We start from the raw sequence: 20,763 nt of genomic DNA, 5'->3' as shown, positions 1-20,763 counted from the left end.
CACAAGCCGTTTCCCTTTTCAACCGGTTCAGGATCGACAGGTAGTCATCATGGCAAAACCAGAACTCGGTCTGAAACGCGTCTGCGTCTCCTGCGGCACACGTTTCTACGACCTGAATCGCGCTCCCGCGATTTGCCCCAAATGCGGCGCAGAACAGCCCAGCGATCTGCCCCAGCCCAAGCGCGGTGGCGACATCCCCGCGGATCAGACCAAGAATGATCCCAAGAGCGACGAGGATGACATTGATGTCGATCTCGACGCCGATGAAGATGGCGATGACGATGTGATGGAAGACGCATCGGATCTCGATGATGACGATGATGATCTCGGTTCCGAGATCGAAGTCACCACCGACAACGACGATAACGAAAATTGATCTCCCTGGGAAAAGCCGGTCTGACCGGCTTTTTTCTTTTGTGCATGGCCCCTTCCTTCTCCTACGCCGAGGCGGCCGATCAACTGGGCCGCGCCCTTCGTGCCGAGCCCAGCGCCACAAAAGTGCTGCAAGACTATTGCAGGCGTCTCGCGCCTGGCGTGGCAATCACGGCCATTCCGCTACCTACTGACAATCTGCCGCCGCCCGCGCCCTTCAGGACCCATTTTTCGCTGAGTGCGCATGAGCATATTCGGCTGCGCCATGTCAGCCTGCGCTGCGGGACCCATGTGCTCTCGGATGCCTGGAACTGGTATGTGCCTGAGCGTCTTGAACCCGCAATGAACACGCTGCTCGACACCACCACCCTGCCTTTTGGCCATGTGGTGGCAGCGTTGCATTTCAAACGGGAGGCGTTGCGGAGCGAACGCGACAACCTTCCGCCGGATATCCTGCTGCGCAACACCGCCATGCTCACACGGGGGGCTGACGGCCTCCCCTTTTCACTGGTGGTGGAGAACTATCTAGCCTCGGGTTTTGCAGGGCTTGTGTCGCCTGCTCGCCAGTCCCACCCCTGAGCCGTGCCCGGTCGCGGTCTGGCCCGTCGCTTCCCTTACGAAACGCCGCGCATATCGCGCCACTGGGCAACCAGAGCGCACCATCGCTCCCGTGTTTCGACATCGATACGATCATCTTCCTTCATGATGGCCGCACTTTGCTCCACATAATCCCGTGATTGCTCTGCAAAGCGTCTCTCAATCTCCTCGTGGGCTTTGGCGACGCCAGGCAGACGGGAGAGACGCCGGATACCCCTGCGCACATCCTCGGCGAGAGGCAGAGCCGGCTTGGGGCCGCCAGCGTCGAAACGTGTGGTGAAGAGGTTGAAGATACCAGGATTATTGTAGCGGAAGTGCTTGATCTTGAGCACACCATTACCGTCGTTCTCACCGCGGGCGAATTTCCACACATATTCCTCGAGCGAGCGAACATGATAGTGGCAGATCATCGCATTGACGGTGGGGCGAACGGCAAAATTGATATCGTGTTCGCCCAAATCACCATCACGATGACGCTCCCCGTCAATGGTCAGGAACGGGATGACGCGCCTGTTCTTTCCATCCGGGTGGTGGGCCGAGGCGCCACAGAAAAGACCGGTGCGGAATACCGATTTGATAAGCGGATGGCGCTCGGTCTCAACAAAACGTTCAGAAGAGAGGCCAGGTGCCCAGGTCAGGTGACCATTCGAATTGAACACGCGCCATGAGATGGCAACCGCCTCGGCGCCCTCATGCTCACGGGCCTCGAGAAGCGGCGGCAGGCTGTAATCCACATGGGCACCGGGCAGCACCATTTCATCGAGATCAAGCACAAGGCACCACCGATAATCGAGCAATTCCGGCACGATGGTCAGGGCGTGATAATAGGCTTTATCCTGCATGTTGATCCGCGCAGGAGCGGCCCCGGTATTGTCAATCCAGACGATCTCACCCGCATCGGCCAGGCGCTGCAACATCACCTCTGAACCGTCGGTCAGATCATTCGTGTAGATAAAGAATTGCTCGACACCGATGCGACGATGATGGGCAATCCATTCCAGCAGATAAAGCCCTTCATCACGCGCCGTCGCCAGAACAGCCAGCTTGTGGTTCGGGACGACCGCACGACGTGCTTCACCCAGCAGCCTAGAGCCGAGGTGATAGGCACTGCCCGGACCACGCTGGTCATGCAGGCCCAGAAAATCATAGCTCTCATCGGCCTTCAGGCAGGCGCGGATGCGACCGTTTTTCCATTCGTGCAGATCCTGCAGGGCGCTGGCGATCCATTTTCCGCCTGGCAAGGCAGCCAGAAGGCGCAAGGCATCACGTGTAGCAGGGTCAACGGCCCGGGCAAGATCGGTGGTGAATAACGCCACAAAAGCCTTCAGGACATCCGGCCGCAAAATGGTCAGCAGGATATCGAAAAGGGCAGGCAGGAAGCACACGGGAGCCGAAAGCAGCGCATGCAAAGCCGCCACAGCATCGTGACGCGCATGAAGCATGATGCCGAACTGCTCGGCGAAGTCGCCCAATAATACCGGCGTCGGCTTTCTGACGGACTCGAACTCGAAAAGCTCCCAATCCGATATGGTCGGCCGGTTGTCGTGGATCAGACCCGTATTGATTTCAGCCGTGAGAAATTCGGGTCTCCCGAATTTCTTGAGCGCATGACGACCTGCCTGCATGTCGATCACGGACAGCGCCATAAAGGCAGGGCACCAAGCTTTGGTATCACCACTGGAAAGCGCCTCGGGCCAAGCCCCATCACTCGCAACCAGTAGAGCGAATTCCGGCATGAAGGACCAGGTGATCAGCAGCGTCTCGCCTGTCAGGGCGGACGGGGCCTTGTGCGACAGCCTGTGATCACGACTATTCAGGTCCAGATAGGTTTGATGATGTGTCCGGACCCGGGATACTGTGAAACCGAAGCGCTCTCCATCAGCCATACGGCAGGTCGGTGAAGTCATGGGGAGTTATGCGCCTCTTATATTCTGATGTTATGGGCGCCACTGTAAATGCTGCCCACCATCGAGCGCAATCATCTGGCCCGTGACTGAAGGCATTCGCAATAAAGCTATCGCGGCTGTGACAATTTCCTGCGGATCAGCGCCAATACCGAGAGGCGCATTCTGACACATCCTGTCGAAATGATCCTGTGACTGCCCTGCCGCCGGAAGGACCGGTCCCGGCCCAATGGCATTGACCCGTATGCGCGGCGCCAGAGCAAGCGCCATGGTCTGGGTGAGGGTCCAGAGCCCTGCCTTGGAGAGGGTGTAACTGATGAAATGTGGCGTCAGGTTCCAGACACGCTGATCCAGCAGGTTGAGCACCATCCCTCGCGCCGTCTCAGGCAAGAGACGCGCGAATTCCTGCATCAGCACGAACGGCGCTCGCAGATTGGTTTCCATATGCCGGTCCCACGAACTGCGCGTGACGTCGGACCACTCATCCCGCTCGAAAGCAGAGGCGTTATTGATCAGGACACCCAGAGGCCCGAGCGCTTTCGTGGCATCGCCGATCAACCGGGCCGTTTGCGCCTCATCCGTGAGATCGGCCTCCAGAACACATCCCGTTACGTCAAGTGTGGCCAGCAGGGCTCGCGCCTCATCCGCATGAGAGCGGCAGTGAATGGCAACCGAGAATCCCTCCATTGCCAGCGCCTCGACCAGCGCCCGACCAATGCGCCGCACCCCACCTGTGATCAATGCCGCCCGGGGCATACCCGATGGGAGAGATATCGCAGAGGTCGTTTTCATTGCGCGGGACGCCGGGCGGAGAGCGCCGCAGCCAATGTGCCGTCATCCAGCACATCGAGCGCACCACCGATCGGCACGCCGTGACCGACGCGTGTAACGGTCACATCAAAGGCAGCGAGCTTCTCCTGCAACCAGTGCGCCGTGCTCGCTCCCTCGACTGTAGCCCCCAGCGCAAGGATAACCTCACGCACCTGACCCGATTCCACCCGCGCCAGCAGCGACGCCGTGTTGAGATCCTCAGGACCGGTGCCGGATAACGCCGAGAGCACGCCGCCAAGCACCTGATAGGTGCCGGGATGCAGCCTCGAGCGCTCAAGCGCCCAGAGATCGCCCACTGTCTCGACCACACAGATCAGTCCCTTGTCCCGCGCCGGATCGGCACAGATGCTGCAAGGATCGCTGCTGTCGAGCGAGCCGCAAATGGAACAGCTGCGCACGGAATGGGCTGCGGCCTCCATGGCCTGGGCCAGTGGAAGAAGCCTGGTCTGCGGGGAACGCAGGAGCACAAGGGCGGCCCTGCGCGCCGATCGCGGCCCCAATCCGGGCAGACGGGATAGAAGCTGGATCAGCCTCTCGACATCGCCACCACCCATCATGGCTGTGCGCTCCTGCTCAGTACAACCGGTATGACGGTTTCAGGTCTCTAAGGTTCAGAAAGGAAACTTCATGCCAGCCGGCAGATCGATCCCGCCAGTGACCTTGCGCATTTCCTCGGCATTGGCTGCCTCGACCTTGCTGCGGGCATCGGCAAAAGCCGCGATGATCAGATCCTGAAGCATCTCGACTTCATTCGGGTCCGCCAGCTTCGGATCGATACGCAGGCCACGCATGTCACCCTTGCCGCTGAGGGTTACGCTTACGAGCCCGGCGCCCGAGGAGCCCTCGACCGTGAGCGCATTGAGCGTGTTCTGCACCTCTTCCATGCGCGACTGCATCTGTGAGGCCTGCTTCATCAGTCCTGCGAGATTTTTCATGATGTCTTGTCCTTGAGGTCAGAAAGAAGAGCTGCCACCGAAATCGTGCCAGTCATCGTCATCCATCAGATCGGCATCGAGGGGCGCAAAGTCCAGATCGGGCACGGCAGGTTCTGCCGTCCAGCTCTCCGGCTCTTCAAGCTCTTCGGGGGGAAGCCCGTATTCGTCGAGCGAGAGATCCTTTGGCTCGCCAACACGGGCATCGGGAAACACGTCGAGTATGGCACGCAGCAGCGGGTGCGCATGCAGTTCCTCGCGGCGCAGGGCCACGATCTCTGCACCCTGCTCATCCAGTGTCGGCTCGCCTTCTTCATCCGAGGCTTCGACTTGCCACTGCCCCGGATAGGCTTTTTCAAGCAGGGATTGCAGACGGGTTTCAATACGCGGTGGCGTTCCACGGGCCATGCGTATGGCCACACGCGGCGGCTCGAAGCGCACGAGATGCGCCGAATGGCGCAGCATGCCATGCAACATGGCTTCGGACTGGCGTGCGACAAAAGCGACCATCTCACGCCATGAACGCAGGGGCAGCAGGAGAGCATCTGCCTCCTCACCCTGCGGCGCTGGCTGTACCGGGGTCAGAACAGGCGCGGGGACAGCCACGGCACTGGAGACAGGGTCGTAAGCCACACCCCCATTAGCCACCAAACGCAAGGCCGCCCTGGGGCGGTCATCACCACCCTGATTGCCCGAAATTCCCTGCGAACTGCTCGCCTGTGCGGAAACCAATCCGGCGCCATGACTGGTCATACTTCCCGAGGAACCTGTCAGACTTTCCCTGTCCATATCACCGGCGGGGCGGTCCTCGGATTGCATCTGCATGACCATGCGTGCCACGCGATCCGGCGTCGGCAGGGTGCTGGCATAGCACAGACGTATGAGCACCATCTCCGCCGCAGCACGTCGATCAGGGGCTTGCTCGACCTCCTGAATACCCTTGAGCAGGATCTGCCAGGCGCGACCGAGTTCAGCATTGGGCAGGCGATCGGCCAGAGAGGCCCCGCGATCACGCTCGGCCTCCGGCAATTCGCGGCTGTGACGCAGCGACGGGATGGCCTTGAGACGCGAGATCACATGGATCAGATCAAGCAGATCGGCGAGGAGGATGCCAAGGTCAGCCCCCTGCGCATAGGCCTGACCACTTATGGCAAGGGCCTCTTCGGCCTTGCCCTGCATCAGGATCTCAAACAGGTCGAACACGAGCTGACGATCGGCCAGCCCCAGCATGGCGCTGACCATGGGGGCCTCAATGCGCTCGGCCCCCTCGCCCTCACCTTGCGCAATCGCCTGATCGAGCAGAGACAGCCCATCACGCACAGAGCCATCGGCAGCGCGTGCGATCAGGGAGAGCGCCTCTTCCGAAAACGCGACCGACTCCTTCTCCGCAATGCCCGCGAAATGCTGCATGAGCATCTCCTGCGGCACGCGGCGCAGATCGAATCGCTGGCAGCGCGACAGCACGGTCACCGGCACCTTGCGCAGTTCGGTCGTCGCAAAAATGAAGGTTACCTGCTCGGGCGGTTCCTCGAGGGTTTTCAGCAACGCATTGAAGGCGTTGCGTGAGAGCATATGGACCTCATCGATGATGAAGACCTTCATGCGCCCCTGCATCGGGCGGAAACGTGTCGCCTCGATGATCTCGCGTATATCGTCCACGCCCGTCCGTGATGCGGCGTCCATCTCGAGCACATCGGGATGACGATCGGCGAGAATGGCCGTGCAATTGGCGCAGACACCGCAAGGATCAGCGGTCGGGCCACCCTGCCCATCGACGCCAATGCAGTTGAGCGCACGGGCGATGATACGCGCCGTTGTGGTCTTGCCCACGCCGCGCACGCCGGTGAGCATGAAGGCATGAGCAACGCGGCCCAGCTGGAAGGCACGGCGCAGGATACGCACCGTAGCATCCTGCCCGATCAGGTCATCGAAATGCTGGGGGCGATATTTGCGGGCGAGAACACGATAGGGCCCGCTGCGCTCGTTTTTATCCCGCGCGGGTGCCGCGGACGCTGCCGGTGCAGGAGCAGCCGCTTCAACGGGGCTTTCCTGCGGCGCATCGAAAAATCCGCCAGCCTCAACCGGGGGCAGCGGAATATCGTCATCGTGGGAGGGGGTATCTGAAGGCGTCATGACTCGTGCGACGAGACCGGCTGCTTCAGAGGGTGGGAGGCCGAACACATGACCCGAACAAAACTCACTGCGGCTGCTTCCTTCCGGACCTGACCGGGTTCGCAAGCCGTCCGTCCAAGGCCGACCTCCCGGTGCAGGGTTAACACCATTCTGCCTCTCATGCGCAAGAGGTAGGATCAGGATTTTTTACAATCCGCTTGCGCCGCCACCTTCATGGCGTCGATCCCAGCCCCCATAAAGCTTGCCGCTTGCAGGCGCCGCAACCGATGGACGCCCGAACAGAATTCCCTCGGCGACACCCCAGGGGCGATGCGGCGACAGCGCGTATCCCTCGATCTGAAGCTGCTGCATCACATCAGGGCTGAGTGCTCGCGGTTCGAGCTCGATTGCCGAGGGCTTCCACTGTTCATGAATGCGCGGCAGATCCACGGCCTGCTGGATGTCCAGCCCGCCATCGATCACCCCGAGCACGACAGACAGGATGATGGTGGGGATGCGTGAACCGCCGGGGCTGCCGATCACCATGAAAGGCTTGCCCTCATGCGTGATGATCGTGGGGGCCATGGATGACAGAGGGGTCTTGCCCGGTGCGATGGCATTGGCCTCGGACCCGACAATGCCAAACATGTTGGCACTGCCCGGCTTAGCGGCAAAATCATCCATCTCGTCATTCAGGAAGAAGCCGGTATCCCCACCGATAACACCCGCGCCGAACCAGCCATTGAGCGTGTAGGTGGCGGAAATGGCAAAGCCTGAGCGGTCAGCTACAGAGAACTGCGTTGTTTCATGCTTTTCGTGATCTTCGGCAGGCTGGGCCTGCATGACGCCCGGCAGGGGAGCGCCCGCGACCAGCGCATCGGAATTCAGAGCGTGATCGAGCGGAATTCCCTGACGAATGGCGGCCGCATAGGCCGGGTCGATCAGATGGGCGACAGGGTTCTTCACGAAGTCCGGATCGCCCAGATCGCGGCGGTCGGAATAGGCATGGCGCATGGCCTCTACCTGACGCTGAACGCCAGCCACCGTGCGCAGGCCAAGCTGCTTCATGTCATAGCCAGACAGAATGTCGAGCATTTCGCACAGGGCCACGCCACCACCGCTGGGAGGCGGGGCTGTATCGATATCATAGCCACGATAGCTGCAATGAATCGGTTCCAGCTCACGCGTGTGATAGGCAGCAAAATCGGCGAGGCTCAGAATCCCCCCATTCTGCTTGCTGGCGGCTACGACGCGCTGGGCAATATCTCCCTTATAAAACACGTCCGGCCCCTGGCTCGCGATGCTCCGCAACGTGCGGGCAAGCTCTGTCTGCACCAGTCGATCGCCCGGCTGAAGCGGTGTACCGTCGGGCCGAAGAAAGATCTTCGATGCATGCGGATCCTTCTGGAAGGCCGCGGTGCTGGTGTGCAGCAGATCGGCATCGCCCTGCCCGATCACAAAGCCCTTCTCCGCCAGCTCGATGGCCGGCGCCATGACCTGAGCACGGCTGAGCTTGCCCCAGCGACGCTGGATCTCGTCCAGCCCGGCAACTGTGCCCGGCACGCCGATTGCCCGCCATCCTTCGATGGAGGCCTTGGGGTCAACCTTGCCCTGTGCGTCCTGATACATCGTGGCCGTGGCAGCGAGCGGCGCGTGCTCACGGAAGTCGATGAACGTCGTCTTGCCGTCTGGCAGGCGCAGGGTCATAAAGCCACCGCCGCCGATATTGCCGGCGGCCGGATAGACAACCGCAAGCGCATACCCCACCGCAACGGCAGCATCAGCCGCATTGCCACCCGACGCCAGAATACGACGCCCGGCCTCCGACGCCAGATGCTGGGCCGATACGACCATGCCGCGCGTTCCGACAACCGGCTTTGCGGGCTTTAGCGCCGGGTTGACCGTGCCGAAGGCCAGCGGGTCATAGGGCATGGCCGCTGGCGCAGCCTGGGCGAGACTCGAGACAGAAATGCTGGCGAGGAGGAGCGGCAGGGCCGCAACCCGGGTGCAGACACGCTTCACGTAAATCGTTCCTTGCAGATCAGACAGAAGCCTTTGGCTTCAGACGTAAGGCGGCTTGGTAAAGCCGGCAGGCGAGAGCGTGAAAATCTCGCATCCCTCACTCGTTACGGCAAGCATATGTTCGAACTGTGCGGAAAGGGAACGATCACGGGTCACGGCTGTCCAGCCGTCTTCGAGCGTCTTGGTGCCTTCCTTGCCCAGATTGAGCATGGGTTCGATCGTGAACACCATGCCTTCTCTCAGCTTCAGCCCCTTGCCAGGCTTGCCGTAATGCACAACCTGCGGCTCGGCATGGAATTCACGCCCGATGCCATGCCCGCAGAAATCGCGCACGACCGAAAGTCGCTGCCCCTCGGCGAAGCTCTGGATGGCGTGCCCGATATCACCAAGCGTCTTGCCCGGCGCAACTTCCGCAATGCCAAGCATCAGTGCCTTGTAGGTTGCATCAACCAGATTGACAGCTTTGCGGGGCACGTTCCCCACCAGATACATGCGCGACGTATCGCCATACCAGCCATCGATGATGGAGGTGACATCAATATTGACGATATCGCCATCCTTGAGGCAGCGCTCGCCAGGGATGCCATGACAGACGACATGGTTGATCGAGATGCAGCAGGATTTCGGGAAACCACGGTAGTTCAGTGGTGCAGGAACCGCCCCATGATCGAGCGTGTATTCGTGGATCAGACGATTGAGATCATCGGTCTTGGCGCCGGGCACGACATAGGGTGTGATCATGTCGAGTGTGGCGGCAGCGAGTTGACCCGCTTTTCTCAGGCCAACAAAATCGTCCTCAGTGTAAATCGTGATCCCGTGGTCGTGCGCCATACTGTCCATACCCTGCTGTTGCTCCCGCTCATGTTGTCTACTTCACGGATGATGCAGAGAAAATGCGCTGCCGGGGCATGAGGAGCAAGGCCGGATCGTCGTTTTTTATCGCCTGACTGGATCAACCCTTCTGGTGGCGGCTCGTCTTCCGGGTCGAGACAACATGACGCGACGTAGCCATACGCAGCTTTGCAGACGCGACTGTGTGGTGCTTGGCACCATGCGCAAGGGGCTGATAGCGGCGCGGGCCAGTCGGCGCCTCGGCCACTTCGAGAACAGCAGCGGACCCGGCAGAGAGATGCCCGTGACGGCGCGTGTTGCGTGCCAGAACAACCGGGGGATGCAGCGGGGCCATGGGGGCCACACCTTCCGCCGCAAAACCCTGATCGAGGATGTTCGCCATCATCGCGTTGCGCTGGGGATTGGAGCGCGCGCCCAGCACCACGCCCACAAGACGTACATTGCTGCGCTGGGCGGATGTGATCAGATTATGCCCTGCCAGATCCGTATAACCGGTCTTCATCCCGTCCGCACCCGCATAGGTTTTGAGCATCGGGTTATGGTTCGGGATCATGCGCCCATGGAAAGCGAACATGGGCGTTGAGAAGTAGTGGTAATATTCGGGAAAATCCTGAACCAGATGCTGTGCCAGCATGGAAAGGTCGCGCGCCGTCGTCACCTGATCGGGGTCAGGCAGACCCGAAGCATTGCGGAACGTCGTATTCGACATACCCAGTGCGCGCGCCTGCTGCGTCATCATGTTTGCAAAACGGACTTCGTCGCCTCCGCCCAGCAATTCACCGAGCGCGCAGGCAGCGTCGTTGGCTGATTTGGTGACGAGGCCGAGAATCGCCTGCTGCACGACGAAATGCGTGCCGGGAACCAGGCCGAGCTTCGAAGGCGCCTGAATGGAAGCGTGGATAGAGACCGGAACCGGGGTATCAGCCGCGATTTCGCCCGCACGCATGGCGCGAAACGCCATATACAGGGTCATGAGCTTGGTCAGAGAGGCCGGATAACGCTGAAGGTCGGGATCGACCTGCGAGAGCACAGCGCCGCTATTCACGTCCACAACATAGGAACTGACATGGCCCGCATACTGAGCATGTGCCGGCGCCGAGACCGCGACAGTGCCCAGCCCCAGTCCTGCGCCGAGCAGCGCGCGGGTGAACACCGACCATTTGCGCGCCTTGCCCGCCCGGGTGACCTTGATCAGGTTCGTCTTGGTAGCGGACTGCATGCAGTAGGTCACTCGTGCCCCCGGGAATCTGGCGTTAATTCGTATCATAGACTGACACATTTCAAACCGTCCACGATGATCTGCCACAATTGAGGGAAAAATAAGGTAAAGGGCGCTTAATAACCGCAATTGACGCCCAAGAACGTATTTCAACCCTCATTCGGGCATCAGAAACCCGTTTTTCATCGCATCGATACGCCCGCAGAGAGCCAGCAAAACACACGATTGATCTTTGCGAACGCCCTGTCGATCCCATATGGTCTGGATCATGCCGTACCGCACAGAAGTTTCAGGAACCCGGTTAGCCGACGCCTCGGTGACCCCCGCCCCTACCCTGCCTCATTTGGCGGGCGAGGACGATCCACCGCGCAAGGATGGCAATAACGACGAGTCGCATATCAGCGTCGTCATCCAGGCACGCCCCGAAACGCGGCGTCCGGCGATGTACAAGGTCCTCATGCTGAATGACGACTACACGCCAATGGAATTCGTCGTGCACGTTCTGGAACGCTTTTTCTCCAAATCGCGCGAGGAGGCGACCAACATCATGCTCAACGTCCATAAAAAAGGCGTGGGCGTCTGCGGGGTCTTCACCTTTGAGGTGGCAGAGAGCAAGGTAACCCAGGTGATGGATCTGGCACGACAGAACCAGCACCCGCTGCAATGCATGATCGAGAAAGCCTGAATCGAAATTATTCGGCCTTGCCGGGGAAACGGCAGGAGAGACCCTTTTACAAACCCATTATTTGCCTACATCCTGTCATGCTGACCCGTCACGCCTGACCTCAAGGAGCGCCCCCATGTTGTCTCGTATGCTCGAACAGACGCTCCATCGCGCTCTCACCCTCGCCGGTGAGCGACGCCACGAATACGCAACCCTCGAACATCTGCTGCTGGCTCTGACCGAAGACACGGACTCGGTGACGGTCTTCAAGGCCTGCGGAATCGACCTTGAGAAGCTCCGTGCCGATCTGACCGAGTTTCTCGACAAGGATCTGGCGGGCCTTGCTTCCGACCGCCCCACCGAGCCCAAGCCGACAGCGGCTTTCCAGCGTGTCATTCAGCGGGCGGCCATCCATGTGCAGTCGACGGGCCGCGATGAGGTGACGGGCGCCAATGTGCTGGTTGCGCTCTTTGCCGAACGCGAAAGCCATGCCGTCTATTTCCTGCAGTTGCAGGACATGACCCGGCTCGATGCTGTCAATTTCATCTCTCACGGCATTGCCAAGGCACCCGACAAGTCCAGCCGCCGCACCCCGACCGGTTCGCGCGACAAGGAGGAAGGGGAACGTGAGGAGAAGCAGGGCAAGGCCACCAAGCCGCAGGAAGCGCTTGCCGCCTATTGCGTCGATCTCAACAAGCGTGCCGAGGAAGGCAAGATTGACCCGCTGATTGGGCGTGACGGTGAGGTTGAGCGGACGATCCAGATCCTGTGCCGCCGGACCAAGAACAATCCTCTCTATGTGGGTGATCCGGGCGTGGGCAAGACCGCTATTGCCGAAGGGCTTGCCAAGCGCATCGTCGAGGGCGATGTGCCAGAGGTGTTGCTCGATGCAACGATCTTCTCGCTCGATATGGGCGCGCTGCTTGCTGGCACCCGCTATCGCGGTGATTTCGAGGAGCGTCTCAAGGCGGTAGTGACAGAGCTGGACCAGACGCCGGGCGCCATCCTCTTCATCGATGAAATCCACACTGTGATTGGTGCTGGTGCGACGTCGGGTGGGGCAATGGATGCGTCCAACCTGCTCAAGCCCGCACTGGCAGCCGGTACGCTGCGTTGCATCGGCTCGACCACCTACAAGGAATACCGTCAGCACTTCGAAAAAGACCGTGCGCTGGTGCGCCGGTTCCAGAAAATCGACGTGCCCGAGCCCTCGATCAGCGATACGATCAAGATCCTGCGCGGACTCAAAGGCAATTACGAGCGCCATCACAAGGTCCGTTACACCGATGACGCCCTGAAGGCAGCCGTCGAGCTCTCGGCCAAATACATGCATGACCGCAAGCTGCCGGATAAGGCAATCGACATCATCGATGAAGCCGGTGCGTCGCGTATGCTCCTGCCCGAAAGCAAGCGCCGCAAGACAGTCACGCTCAAGGATATCGAAGAGATCGTGGCCAAGATCGCACGTATCCCGCCCAAATCGGTCTCAACCGATGACCGCGAAACACTTCGCCTCCTGTCCCGTGATCTAAAGAACATGGTGTTCGGTCAGGATACGGCGATCGAAGCCCTCAGCTCCGCCATCAAGCTGGCCCGTGCCGGTCTGCGTGATCCTGAGAAGCCTATCGGAAACTACCTGTTTTCCGGACCGACTGGCGTGGGCAAGACCGAAGTAGCGAAGCAGCTTGCCGCCTCGCTGGGTGTCGAACTGATCCGCTTCGACATGTCGGAATATATGGAGCGTCACTCCATTTCACGCCTGATCGGTGCGCCGCCGGGTTATGTGGGTTTCGATCAGGGCGGTTTGCTGACCGATGCGATCGACCAGCATCCGCATGCGGTGCTTCTGCTCGATGAAATCGAGAAGGCGCATCCCGAACTCTATAATATCCTTCTTCAGGTCATGGATCATGGCCGTCTGACCGACCATAACGGCAAGACCATCGACTTCCGTAATGTCATCCTGATCATGACGACCAATGCGGGCGCGGCCGATCTGAGCAAGGAAGCTGTCGGGTTTGGCCGAACGGATCGTGTGGGTGAGGATGAAGACGCCATCAAGCGCCTGTTCACCCCGGAATTCCGCAACCGCCTGGATGCGATCATTCCGTTCGCCAATCTCACACCCGAGACTGTCGGCCGAGTGGTTGAGAAGTTCGTGCTGCAGCTTGAAGCCCAACTGGCGGATCGCCATGTGACGATCGAGATCAGTTCCGCGGCCAAGGAATGGCTGGCTGAACGCGGCTATGACCGCCATTACGGCGCACGTCCGTTGGGGCGCGTCATTCAGGACACGATCAAGAAGCCCCTCGCGGAGGAGCTATTGTTCGGTGCCTTGGCGAATGGCGGTGCGGTGCGCATCGGTCTCAAGGACAACGCGCTGCACTTCGACTTCCTTGAGGCTACTCCAGCCACACCGAAGAATGGCGAAGAAGATTCCGACGAGAAGTCGGAAGCGACCAGCGATAACTGACCGCAGCCCCCTTACCTCGGTATCCCGCCGAACAAGTGGCAAAGAAACAACAAGCTCACATGAGCCCAAAAGAAAAAGCGGTGGGAAAACCCCACCGCTTTTTTATTCGTAGCGTGTACCGTTCACGACGACATAGCCGGGCGTTGCCCAGTGTCGGCCTGTGCCGTGATGCGTCCAGTCAATGCCCTGACTGCGCGCAGAGTCGAAATAGTAACGGCCCACGACCTCGACCTGATCGCCCGGCTTGACCCATGGCCATGCGGGTGCGTTCATGCGGTCAAGATCAGACACGATGCGAATGGCCTGCCCAGGCGCCAGTTGCATGATGAAGTAGCCATGGACACCGCTGCGCGTATGACGCGACCGCGTGGTGACCGACATGACCTTTCCGCAGACGTGTTCAGGCAGGTCGACACGCGTCGGACCTGTTTGCAGAAAACCAGACTGATCTGTTTGGAATTTCGCGTTATCACACTGGCCGTCTGCTGCCTGCGCAATGGCGGGAGCCACAGCGAAAGCCAGAGCGGCAAGCGCAGCACCTCTCCAGCGCCGAAACGATTGAACCTGCATCTGCGTCACTTTTTGTGCAGTGTGTCTGGCTTGTGCGCGGCCTTCGCGCCAGTCTTGTCACTCTCCACCACAATTTTGGGATTGTCCTTGGACGCTTTCACCTCGTTGCTTTTGATCTTCATCGGCTTTGTAACCGTCTTGACCACATGGCCCTCGGTCTCGCCGTTGCTCGTCTTCCAGGTGACGTCATCACCCTTCTTGAAGTCCTTCGCTGACATGATGCCTGTCCTTGCTTGGCCCGGCGGGCGGTTGGAAAAGAAAATCCTGTGCAAGCCGAACGCAGGGCTAGGCACGAATGTTGCCTGCCTTGCCAACCGAACAGACACAAAAAAAGCCGCCCCGAGGGACGGCTTTTGCACGAATGGACTAGTATCAGGCTTCAAGCAGCAATTGCCTTGGCACCGGATTGCACATCCAGGATCTGCTTGAGGATCAGCGGGAATTCAGAAAGATGCCCGATGCGGAGCAGTCCAGGCCAGCTGGGAGCAGGCTTGCTGAGGTCGCGCAGCAGCACACAAGCCATACCGGCGCGACGAGCGGCTTCAGCACCCGTGTCCGAATCCTCGAGTACGATGCAATTCTCAGGATGCACGCCTTCCATTTCAGCTGCGTGCAAATAGAGATCGGGGCGCGGCTTTGGCATGTCGAGATCACGACCCGAATGGATCCGCTCATCTTCAAGCAGTTCATCAAGCCCTGTGCTTGAGAACTTTGCTTCCATTTCAGCACCTGAAGAGTTCGAGCCAATACGGATGGGGAGGCCCAGATCATGCACGCTCTGCAGCATGTCATGGGCGCCATCGATGGTTTCTGCTTCGGTTTCCATCATTTTGACGATGCGGTCCTGCATCATCATATCCCAGTTCTCGGGCATTACAGTGCCGGTCTCACGGCCGATGCGCTCACCGATCTTCACAAGTTCACCACCCGTGAAAATCTTGTGGGCCTCGTCATTGGAAATGTTCCAGCCATAATGGCGGGCTTCTTCAGCCATCTTGGCGGTCGACAGATGTTCGCCGTCAACCAGTACGCCATCACAATCGAAAATGACGAGTTTCAGTGAGCCATCTTCGCGAAGGGCTGCGGGGATATCGGTAGCATTAGCGGAAGCTACGGTCATGATATTGTCCTCTCTCGGTTTGTGCGGGCACCGACCGGCGCTCTCTGCACACAGGGTTTGGGCAATCACGAAATCGTGTGTATGACCCTAAAATAGGCATGGAAACGAGAAATGCAAGGAAAAACGTCAAAATATGTCTTGATGAGCAGGGAAATTCTGGATTCCGCCAATGCAGCGCACATAACCGGAGCAAAGTCATTCTTCACATATTTAACGTTACACGTGCTATTTCCGGCTATCCTACTGAAGACATGACAGAAACATGACAGGCACCACGCGCACGAAACATATTATGAGTTTCTGCTTACTCAATACTATGTAAGCCTGATTTCCATTTGAGGAGATGGCGGGTGATATTGTAAAACCCTGCGGGTGTTCACCCGCCTCCGGTAATCGCGGGCATGTGATGAACAGCGCTGAACGGGCTCACCAGTTTTCTGATTACAGCATGAAGTTTTTGTAGCCTGAGCGTTATCTTGGAGGCTACGCAATTATTGCTCCGCCTGACACGCAGGTCCGAACCCTATCGGGCGTAGCGCATGAGATAATCCCGGGCGACATCGAGGCTCTCTACAATGGCGAGAGCGTTGGCCCGTGCGAAATCGTCCGGTTCGGCCAGATCCGGCACCATGATAACGCGCATACCCGCTGCAACGGCAGCCCTGACGCCGACTGTTGAATCATCGAGCGCGAGACAAAGCTCGGCAGTCACGCCAATACGGGCAGCGGCAAGCGTATAGGGTTCGGAGTCCGGCTTGGCGTGGGTTACATCGTCACGCGTCACAATGGCGTCGAAACGCTCTGACATGGCAAGAGCAGCGAGATGCGCTGTGGCGCGCGCATGACTTGAGGACGTGGCAATCGCTCGCGGGATATTTCTGGCGTCAAGCAGATCGAGAAGACTGAGGGCGCCCGGCTTTAACTGCAAGCGCCCCTCACCGACCATTTCCGAAAGGCACGTCTCCTGCAGAGCGAAGAACTTCGCCGCTTGCCCTGCCACGCCACATTGCTCCGTAACAAGCTCAAAACACTTGTCTTCTGAAAGACCGATCATGGCTCGTGCGAGAGATATTGGCAGAGATAATCCGCATTGTCGCGCCGCCCTCATGGAAGCCTCTATGCCGAGGGACTCACTGTCGAACAAAAGACCGTCCATGTCGAAAATCACCCCGCGTACCGACATCTGCGGGCTGGCGATCAGGGTTTCAGGCAGGACTTTAATGACCATCTCACGTCTCTTTCGCAGCAAATCCAGTGCCGCGACCCCCAGAGAATTTTCTCTTCGACAAGAGACTGGCCAGAAGCAACGGCATCCCTCTGCTCTGAGGCAGACGGTTGAGCAGATTGTATGAACCTGTCGATACAACCCGGTTGAGTCTTAACGGTGTCGCACACTCGCTGTTTGCATGATGCGCCTAACCCCTCGTTCACAACAGCGCTACCACGCTGACGTGTTTCAGAATCTCGAGGATTCGACGTCTCGCCAGCCCCAGTGAAACCGCCGCTCCCCGTCATCGGCTGCGCGAACTAAGCGCTCAATGATGCGCCGCGCGGTAGAGCACCCACTCCTCGACCACGCGTCCATAAGCCAGATGGCAATAACCCACCTCGCCGTCTTGCTCGTGCCGGATCTCAAGCTTACCGCCCTGCTCCTTGCAATAGACCGAGGCGGGGTTGGCCATGTAGGCACCCTTCGCCGGTCTCTGGTCCTGCGAACATCCTGCAAGCAATGGTGTCAGGCACACTGAGGACAATGCGATGACGCAGAAAAAGCACCGGCTCTTTAGTTGATGCAATCTGATCATGAAATGCGTCCTTTCACACAACTATCTATATGCAGCCTCTAGTGATGAACCATGTCAGGAGAGAGGTCGAGTGCGGCACATGTTATGCACCGATGCCTCCTCGTGAGACCGGAGTCCCACATCGACCCAGGATCGATACAGAGTACCGCAAAACGCTCGACGCGATTTGGTGCGCCAAGAGGATAACGAGCGGGATTCCGGTCGCAGCGTTCACGGCCGAGCGCCGTCACCCGCACCGTTGCCACCGAGTGCGCCTGACCTTACCCACTGATCAGCTGAACAAACCCGCTCGGAGGTGTCGCACCATGTTGTGCCACATACTGATGCATGGTCTCGCAGGTCGAAGCCAGTGATACGCAAAGCACGTGCTCGGCAGCAATATCCGCCTCCTACATCTGTCATGACGAGCAAGAGAAAATGCCGGAGCGGCGGAAGATCGGGGTGCAATCCATTGCCCTGCCCCCCCTTCCTCCAGCACACGAGCGAGAGCGAACGCCTCAAGAAAATTGCAGTCTCAGGTTTGGCTTTGGCTCTCAGCGCAATCCTGCCGGACTGCTTCCCATACCAAATTTTCGTCTTTTTTGCATCGTCAGCACTACGAGTGTCATACCGAGGATCAATAGTATAAGGTCGATCCCGGAGTATATTTTTTGTAGTCGAAAGGCGTAATTGCTCTGATGAAGCTGCCGGGTACAGACGAAAACTCTGGCAGATTTGCGATCACCTGGAATGCGTGGGGCGCAGGATACCGTGGAGGAAACTTTATCGACAGGCCCGGCGGAAGAGGGAGCATGAATGCATGTCGCCCGCTCGGATCGTAGCACGCTCAGTCTCATATCCCTTATGGTCACCCGACCATCACCGTAAGCACCTCCAATCGGGACGCCGACCGGCGATCGCACCACCCGGCGGCTCAGCCTCACCGTAGCGTGTTCGATGTCACTCAAACTTGTGCGCCGCTCCCTCTTCCTCCCGTTTCTGATCCCTCGTTCAGTATGCCGCCTACGGGTCGCCTCACAGGGAGGCGACGCAGGATCTCACAAGGACAATCGGAATGGATCTGGGTCTCAAGGATAAAGTTGCCGTCATCACAGGCGGTAGTGTCGGTATAGGCCTTGCTGTGGCGGAAGGTCTGGCCCGTGAGGGTGCTCACATCGTCATGGTGGCACGCGACAAGGAGCGACTGACAGAAGCAGCATCGAAGCTTGCGGCGAGCTTTGGTGTGCGCTGCCTACCTGTTGCTGCCGATGTAGCCACGAGCGAGGGTATCGAAAGCGTCGTTCGTGAGACTGAAGCCGCTTTTGGTGGTGCGGATATCCTCATCAACAATGCCGGGACGGGCTCGAACGAGACCATTATGGAAGCCTCTGACGAGAAGTGGCAGTTCTACTGGGATCTGCACGTCATGGCGGCCATTCGCCTGGCACGCGGCCTTGTGCCTGGCATGAAGAAGCGTGGCGGTGGCGCCATCATTCACAATGCCTCCATCTGTGCAGCTCAGCCGCTGTGGTACGAGCCGATCTACAACGTCACCAAAGCAGCCTTGATGATGTTCTCGAAAACCCTCTCGACAGAGGTGATCAAGGACAACATCCGCGTGAACTGCGTCAATCCAGGCCTGATCCTGACGCCTGACTGGATCAAGACCGCCAAGCAACTAACCAGCGAGAGCGGTGGCGACTGGGAAGCCTATCTGCAGGGGGTTGCCGACGAACATGCCCCTATCAAGCGCTTTGGATCACCCGAGGAACTGGCCAACTTCTTTGTGTTCCTGTGCTCCGACAAGGCTTCCTACAGCGTGGGGTCATCCTATTTCGTTGATGGCGGGATGCTTAAAACCCTTTGATGCATAGCAATGCGAAAGCGCTGCTATACTGCTAGTTATGAGGAACCGACCCGCGCCTATGCCGCTAAGGGCAAGGCAGGGTCTATCGGCGCATCCCGATCGAAAGGCCGGGATACGACCATGAAGGATGACAACCAATGAGTGAGACGAAACGTTTCGCTGGCAAGACAGCTCTCGTGACCGGTGCCGCTGGCAATATCGGGCTTGCCGTGGCGCGCCGACTGGCGAAAGAAGGCAGCCACGTCGTGCTGCTCGATCTCGATCAGGGCAAACTCGACGAAGCGGCGAAGCAGTTCGCCGAGCATGGCGTGAAGGTCAAGACGGTGGTTTGTGACGTCACGAACTACGCCAGCGTCGAGGAAGCCATCGACTACGCTGAGAAGAACGTCGGTCCGATCGACCTGCTGTTCAATAATGCCGGGTATCAGGGCGCCTTCGCTCCGATTCATGAGTACCCCGTTGAAGACTTCCAACGCGTCGTCGATATCGATCTGGTTGGGGCGTTTCACGTGCTGCGTGCCGTATCGCGCCGCATGGTTGCTCGCCGTTCGGGCAGCATTGTGAACACAGCCAGCATGGCAGGCCTGCAGGGCCCTCCAAACATGGGCGCCTATGGCTCATCGAAATTCGGCGTAGTTGGCCTGACCCAGGTCGCCTCAAAGGATCTCGCGCCTCATAACATCCGGGTCAATGGCATTGCCCCAGCGCTGATGGGGCCGGGCTTCATGTGGGACCGCCAGACTGAGCTGCAAGCGGCCACGAATACGCAGTATTTTTCGACCGATCCGGAGACAGTCAAGAAGGAGATGGTTGCTGGTGTTCCCATGCGTCGTCTTGGCGATATCGAGGAAATCCCTGGCACCGTGGCTTTCCTGCTGAGTGAGGATGCAAGTTACATCACAGGCGTCACCATGCCGATCTCGGGCGGTATCCTCTAACGCCCAGCCGCTCGGTCAGGGTGCACGGCGCCAGGCGCTACTGCCCCTGATCTGGCGCGGTTCACGCCTCAGGCGCAGCTTGCCCAGCGTTCGCGAAGATGCTCAGAGGTTGCGAGGCTTGATGGGCGCGGCACTGAGGGTGGTGGATCGAACACCCCTTCGGACAGGTAACGCAATGCGTTCACTACGCCTGCATGAGAAAATGGCTTGGCGATCACACCATGGGCCCCCGAAAAATCCTCGGGGATTTTTGAGACGTTTGCGGTCAGGAAAACGATCAGGGCTTCCGGCCATCTCCCGCGGATATGCGCACAGACCTCGAACCCGTTCGATCCCCCAGCGAGATGAAGGTCAACCAGTGCGAGCTGCGGACTAACGTGATCCGGCAGCGCTTCGACCTCCTGCAGCGACGCAACAGCTCCCACCACCTCGTGACCACTGTCACGAATCAGCGCTTCCATATCCATAGCAATGATCATCTCGTCCTCAACAATGAGAACGTCCAT

Annotated in this window: 20 protein-coding genes and 1 other RNA gene; 6 read left to right on the top strand and 15 right to left on the bottom strand. The window is 59.1% G+C overall.

Annotation, left to right across the window (positions count from 1 at the left end):
* Positions 1–49 precede the first annotated feature (49 nt).
* Together P792_RS0117780 and P792_RS0117775 are read left to right on the top strand one after the other, a co-directional pair.
* Complete coding sequence (locus P792_RS0117780) at positions 50–376, top strand: FYDLN acid domain-containing protein (RefSeq protein ID WP_031240006.1); 327 nt, start codon at positions 50–52, stop codon at positions 374–376.
* Positions 373–951 carry a hypothetical protein gene (locus tag P792_RS0117775; protein ID WP_023977624.1) on the top strand — a complete coding sequence of 193 codons (579 nt, stop codon included), beginning with the start codon at positions 373–375 and terminating at the stop codon, positions 949–951. The genes P792_RS0117780 and P792_RS0117775 overlap by 4 nt, the downstream gene beginning before the upstream one ends.
* A 35-nt stretch (positions 952–986) precedes the next feature.
* On the opposite strand, the gene P792_RS23060 is transcribed toward P792_RS0117775, so the two are convergent.
* From P792_RS23060 to P792_RS23025, 9 genes are all read right to left on the bottom strand, one after another.
* The gene (locus tag P792_RS23060) at positions 987–2,876 is read right to left on the bottom strand and encodes a glycosyltransferase family 2 protein (RefSeq protein ID WP_084331023.1); all 1,890 of its coding nucleotides are present in this window, start codon (positions 2,874–2,876) and stop codon (positions 987–989) included.
* A gap of 30 nt (positions 2,877–2,906) precedes the next feature.
* Entirely contained in the window at positions 2,907–3,665 is a 759-nt protein-coding gene (locus tag P792_RS23055; RefSeq protein WP_081866685.1) for an SDR family oxidoreductase, read from the bottom strand.
* On the bottom strand, positions 3,662–4,258 hold the full coding sequence (gene recR, locus P792_RS23050) for a recombination mediator RecR (RefSeq protein ID WP_031240002.1): 597 nt from the start codon (positions 4,256–4,258) through the stop codon (positions 3,662–3,664). Before recR ends, P792_RS23055 begins: the two co-directional genes overlap by 4 nt.
* Positions 4,259–4,315: 57 nt before the next feature.
* Complete coding sequence (locus tag P792_RS23045) at positions 4,316–4,639, bottom strand: YbaB/EbfC family nucleoid-associated protein (RefSeq protein ID WP_023977620.1); 324 nt, start codon at positions 4,637–4,639, stop codon at positions 4,316–4,318.
* A gap of 18 nt (positions 4,640–4,657) precedes the next feature.
* On the bottom strand, positions 4,658–6,769 hold the full coding sequence (locus tag P792_RS23040; RefSeq protein WP_023977619.1) for a DNA polymerase III subunit gamma/tau: 2,112 nt from the start codon (positions 6,767–6,769) through the stop codon (positions 4,658–4,660).
* A 32-nt stretch (positions 6,770–6,801) separates the two neighbouring features.
* An RNA gene (gene ffs / locus P792_RS36375) (signal recognition particle sRNA small type) lies at positions 6,802–6,898 on the bottom strand.
* Positions 6,899–6,955: 57 nt separating this feature from the next.
* Complete coding sequence (ggt, locus tag P792_RS23035) at positions 6,956–8,770, bottom strand: gamma-glutamyltransferase (protein WP_023977618.1); 1,815 nt, start codon at positions 8,768–8,770, stop codon at positions 6,956–6,958.
* A 39-nt stretch (positions 8,771–8,809) separates the two neighbouring features.
* Positions 8,810–9,601: a type I methionyl aminopeptidase gene (gene map, locus P792_RS23030; RefSeq protein ID WP_031239998.1), complete on the bottom strand. Its 792-nt coding sequence runs from the start codon at positions 9,599–9,601 to the stop codon at positions 8,810–8,812.
* 121 nt (positions 9,602–9,722) lie between these two features.
* Positions 9,723–10,841, bottom strand: coding sequence for a D-alanyl-D-alanine carboxypeptidase family protein (locus P792_RS23025; protein ID WP_023977616.1), 1,119 nt, complete (start codon positions 10,839–10,841; stop codon positions 9,723–9,725).
* 256 nt (positions 10,842–11,097) lie between these two features.
* On the opposite strand from P792_RS23025, the gene clpS reads away from it, so the two are divergent.
* Positions 11,098–11,526, top strand: a complete 429-nt coding sequence (gene clpS, locus P792_RS23020) for an ATP-dependent Clp protease adapter ClpS (RefSeq protein ID WP_235075383.1) — start codon at positions 11,098–11,100, stop codon at positions 11,524–11,526.
* Positions 11,527–11,641: 115 nt separating this feature from the next.
* Positions 11,642–13,978, top strand: a complete 2,337-nt coding sequence (gene clpA / locus P792_RS23015) for an ATP-dependent Clp protease ATP-binding subunit ClpA (protein ID WP_031239993.1) — start codon at positions 11,642–11,644, stop codon at positions 13,976–13,978.
* A gap of 102 nt (positions 13,979–14,080) precedes the next feature.
* Here the strand turns inward: clpA and P792_RS39740 are convergent, their stop codons facing one another.
* The 5 genes from P792_RS39740 to P792_RS38190 all read right to left on the bottom strand — a co-directional run bounded on the left by P792_RS39740 (position 14,081) and on the right by P792_RS38190 (position 17,473).
* A complete protein-coding gene (locus P792_RS39740) occupies positions 14,081–14,548 on the bottom strand; it encodes a DUF3465 domain-containing protein (RefSeq protein WP_031239991.1) in 468 nt (155 codons plus the stop codon).
* A 5-nt stretch (positions 14,549–14,553) separates the two neighbouring features.
* Entirely contained in the window at positions 14,554–14,766 is a 213-nt protein-coding gene (locus P792_RS23005) for a DUF2945 domain-containing protein (RefSeq protein WP_023977611.1), read from the bottom strand.
* Between the two features lie 161 nt (positions 14,767–14,927).
* Complete coding sequence (locus tag P792_RS23000) at positions 14,928–15,668, bottom strand: HAD family phosphatase (RefSeq protein ID WP_023977610.1); 741 nt, start codon at positions 15,666–15,668, stop codon at positions 14,928–14,930.
* A 523-nt stretch (positions 15,669–16,191) separates the two neighbouring features.
* On the bottom strand, positions 16,192–16,896 hold the full coding sequence (locus P792_RS22995) for an HAD family phosphatase (RefSeq protein ID WP_023977609.1): 705 nt from the start codon (positions 16,894–16,896) through the stop codon (positions 16,192–16,194).
* A 307-nt stretch (positions 16,897–17,203) separates the two neighbouring features.
* Positions 17,204–17,473 carry a DUF333 domain-containing protein gene (locus P792_RS38190; RefSeq protein ID WP_081866686.1) on the bottom strand — a complete coding sequence of 90 codons (270 nt, stop codon included), beginning with the start codon at positions 17,471–17,473 and terminating at the stop codon, positions 17,204–17,206.
* Between the two features lie 1,054 nt (positions 17,474–18,527).
* On the opposite strand from P792_RS38190, the gene P792_RS22990 reads away from it, so the two are divergent.
* Together P792_RS22990 and P792_RS22985 are read left to right on the top strand one after the other, a co-directional pair.
* Positions 18,528–19,319: an SDR family NAD(P)-dependent oxidoreductase gene (locus tag P792_RS22990; RefSeq protein ID WP_023977607.1), complete on the top strand. Its 792-nt coding sequence runs from the start codon at positions 18,528–18,530 to the stop codon at positions 19,317–19,319.
* A gap of 137 nt (positions 19,320–19,456) precedes the next feature.
* The gene (locus P792_RS22985; RefSeq protein WP_023977606.1) at positions 19,457–20,257 is read left to right on the top strand and encodes an SDR family NAD(P)-dependent oxidoreductase; all 801 of its coding nucleotides are present in this window, start codon (positions 19,457–19,459) and stop codon (positions 20,255–20,257) included.
* A 68-nt stretch (positions 20,258–20,325) separates the two neighbouring features.
* Here the strand turns inward: P792_RS22985 and P792_RS22980 are convergent, their stop codons facing one another.
* Positions 20,326–20,763 carry a response regulator gene (locus tag P792_RS22980; protein ID WP_200863450.1) on the bottom strand — a complete coding sequence of 146 codons (438 nt, stop codon included), beginning with the start codon at positions 20,761–20,763 and terminating at the stop codon, positions 20,326–20,328.

This window comes from Asaia sp. SF2.1, from assembly GCF_000505765.1.
Taxonomy (GTDB): Bacteria; Pseudomonadota; Alphaproteobacteria; order Acetobacterales; family Acetobacteraceae; genus Asaia; species Asaia bogorensis.
The sequence above is the reverse complement of the archived record's forward strand: the minus strand, read 5'-3'. Positions and strand labels throughout refer to the sequence as shown.

Coding starts and splice junctions, on each gene's coding strand:
- P792_RS0117780 (WP_031240006.1), top strand. CDS start 50: ATGGCAAAACCAGAACTCGGTCTGAAACGCGTCTGCGTCTCCTGCGGC.
- P792_RS23060 (WP_084331023.1), bottom strand. CDS start 2,876: ATGACTTCACCGACCTGCCGTATGGCTGATGGAGAGCGCTTCGGTTTC.
- P792_RS23055 (WP_081866685.1), bottom strand. CDS start 3,665: ATGAAAACGACCTCTGCGATATCTCTCCCATCGGGTATGCCCCGGGCG.
- recR (WP_031240002.1), bottom strand. CDS start 4,258: ATGGGTGGTGGCGATGTCGAGAGGCTGATCCAGCTTCTATCCCGTCTG.
- P792_RS23045 (WP_023977620.1), bottom strand. CDS start 4,639: ATGAAAAATCTCGCAGGACTGATGAAGCAGGCCTCACAGATGCAGTCG.
- P792_RS23040 (WP_023977619.1), bottom strand. CDS start 6,769: ATGACGCCTTCAGATACCCCCTCCCACGATGACGATATTCCGCTGCCC.
- map (WP_031239998.1), bottom strand. CDS start 9,601: ATGGCGCACGACCACGGGATCACGATTTACACTGAGGACGATTTTGTT.
- P792_RS23025 (WP_023977616.1), bottom strand. CDS start 10,841: ATGCAGTCCGCTACCAAGACGAACCTGATCAAGGTCACCCGGGCGGGC.
- clpS (WP_235075383.1), top strand. CDS start 11,098: ATGGTCTGGATCATGCCGTACCGCACAGAAGTTTCAGGAACCCGGTTA.
- clpA (WP_031239993.1), top strand. CDS start 11,642: ATGTTGTCTCGTATGCTCGAACAGACGCTCCATCGCGCTCTCACCCTC.
- P792_RS39740 (WP_031239991.1), bottom strand. CDS start 14,548: ATGCAGGTTCAATCGTTTCGGCGCTGGAGAGGTGCTGCGCTTGCCGCT.
- P792_RS23005 (WP_023977611.1), bottom strand. CDS start 14,766: ATGTCAGCGAAGGACTTCAAGAAGGGTGATGACGTCACCTGGAAGACG.
- P792_RS23000 (WP_023977610.1), bottom strand. CDS start 15,668: ATGACCGTAGCTTCCGCTAATGCTACCGATATCCCCGCAGCCCTTCGC.
- P792_RS22995 (WP_023977609.1), bottom strand. CDS start 16,896: ATGGTCATTAAAGTCCTGCCTGAAACCCTGATCGCCAGCCCGCAGATG.
- P792_RS38190 (WP_081866686.1), bottom strand. CDS start 17,473: ATGATCAGATTGCATCAACTAAAGAGCCGGTGCTTTTTCTGCGTCATC.
- P792_RS22990 (WP_023977607.1), top strand. CDS start 18,528: ATGGATCTGGGTCTCAAGGATAAAGTTGCCGTCATCACAGGCGGTAGT.
- P792_RS22985 (WP_023977606.1), top strand. CDS start 19,457: ATGAGTGAGACGAAACGTTTCGCTGGCAAGACAGCTCTCGTGACCGGT.
- P792_RS22980 (WP_200863450.1), bottom strand. CDS start 20,763: ATGGACGTTCTCATTGTTGAGGACGAGATGATCATTGCTATGGATATG.